This is a genomic window from Streptomyces sp. TRM70350 (assembly GCF_019219825.1).
Lineage (GTDB): Bacteria > Actinomycetota > Actinomycetes > Streptomycetales > Streptomycetaceae > Streptomyces.
In genome coordinates this window covers 1-890 of the sequence record NZ_JAHUXH010000110.1, presented here as the reverse complement: position 1 = coordinate 890, position 890 = coordinate 1, and the positions used below count along the sequence as shown (strand labels likewise).

The 890-nt window shown below is 69.7% G+C and carries 3 protein-coding genes; 1 reads left to right on the top strand and 2 read right to left on the bottom strand.

The features are described 5' to 3' along the window. Both KWI83_RS37795 and KWI83_RS39735 read right to left on the bottom strand, forming a co-directional pair. A partial coding sequence (locus KWI83_RS37795; protein WP_218518889.1) for a transposase occupies positions 1-200 on the bottom strand: 200 nt, incomplete at its 3' end. A gap of 123 nt (positions 201-323) precedes the next feature. Next, on the bottom strand, positions 324-569 hold the full coding sequence (locus KWI83_RS39735; protein WP_256363397.1) for a hypothetical protein: 246 nt from the start codon (positions 567-569) through the stop codon (positions 324-326). On the opposite strand from KWI83_RS39735, the gene KWI83_RS39865 reads away from it, so the two are divergent. Further along, the gene (locus KWI83_RS39865; RefSeq protein ID WP_305733720.1) at positions 568-798 is read left to right on the top strand and encodes a hypothetical protein; all 231 of its coding nucleotides are present in this window, start codon (positions 568-570) and stop codon (positions 796-798) included. The genes KWI83_RS39735 and KWI83_RS39865 overlap by 2 nt on opposite strands. Positions 799-890 lie beyond the last annotated feature (92 nt).

The window sequence follows — 890 nt, the reverse complement described above, 5'->3', positions numbered from 1 at the left end:
AACGCAAGCTCCACGAGTATCTTGCCCGGGTCGTGGACGGCCCGCGGTTTTCGCCAGGGGGCGAGTGCTGCGGATATGGCCTGGTCAAGGCCGGTCTTGCGGACCGTTTCGACCAGCAGGACCGAACCGGCCTGCGAGACCACGGCCCGGCCGTCATCTCGGACAAGGACATGGGGGTAGGACCCGATAGGCTGTTTCACCTGGAAAAGTGCCTTCGACAGGGGCGGGAACAAGGACCTCAGCAATCCTCATTCTCGCTGGTCAGAGGCACTTTCCGCTTGCCTGATCACCTGCCGGACAGCACGCTTCATGAAAGCGCGAGGCTAGTGCCGTCGGTGCTCGGTCTGCTGGAGGCCCGGGAGAAGGGGGTCCGGGAAGAGATCGCGCGGTTGCGGGAGGAGGCCGAGCGGGTGCAGGCCGCGCTCGGCAATACCGAACGCGCACTTCAGCGGCTGGTGGATGCCCGGGCGACGGGTGGCCGAGGTGCTGGCCGGTCCGCCTTCCGTGGTCGGGGAGCCGGCGCGGGGCGCGGTGGCGGGGTCGACGGTGCCCCGGCGGGATGCGGGCATGGCGGCACAGATCCTCGCGCCGGACTACCAGCGGATCCTGTCGGTGCTGGAGTCGGAAGCGGGCCGGGAGGGCATGCGCTGCCAGCAGCTGGCGGTCGCGCTGGGACTGGAGGTGGTCCCGGCGAAGGTCGAAGGGCTGCGCTCGAAGGCGAGACGCCTGGTGGAGCGGGGATGGGCCCGCCAGGTGAGGCCGGGAGTGTTCACCGCTCTCGCGGGGCCGGCCGGCTGAAGCCTGCTGGGCGGCGTCCGGCCAGGCGGCTGCTCATGAGCATGGTCATCGACCACAGCACCATGGCTTCGTGCATGGCGGGCAGCGTCTCC

Coding starts and splice junctions, on each gene's coding strand:
- KWI83_RS39735 (WP_256363397.1), bottom strand. CDS start 569: ATGCCCGCATCCCGCCGGGGCACCGTCGACCCCGCCACCGCGCCCCGC.
- KWI83_RS39865 (WP_305733720.1), top strand. CDS start 568: ATGGCGGCACAGATCCTCGCGCCGGACTACCAGCGGATCCTGTCGGTG.